The organism is Streptococcus parasanguinis, assembly GCF_001578955.1.
Taxonomy (GTDB): Bacteria; Bacillota; Bacilli; order Lactobacillales; family Streptococcaceae; genus Streptococcus; species Streptococcus parasanguinis_U.
In genome coordinates this window covers 1-217 of the sequence record NZ_KQ969793.1, presented here as the reverse complement: position 1 = coordinate 217, position 217 = coordinate 1, and the positions used below count along the sequence as shown (strand labels likewise).

Here is a 217-nt window from a genome sequence, read left to right as displayed (position 1 = left end):
ACGGAAAAGAAAGCCATGAAACGCTTGGTAGAGATTGTTGTATCAGATATCGCAGATGGTCATTACCAAGTCTTTGTCATCCATGCCAATGTCCCTGAAAAAGCAGAAGCACTTCGCCAACTGCTCATTGAAGAAGGAGTGGAAGGTGATATTCCTTTTGCTACCTTTGGAGGGGTGATTGGGACGCACTTAGGTGACCATAGCTTAGCAGTTGGGT

The 217-nt window shown here is 45.6% G+C and carries 1 protein-coding gene; it reads left to right on the top strand.

Annotated features, from left to right (window positions below; all coding sequences use genetic code 11):
• The coding region (locus SPADD19_RS11240; protein ID WP_241496608.1) for a DegV family protein at positions 1-217 on the top strand (217 nt) is incomplete at both ends.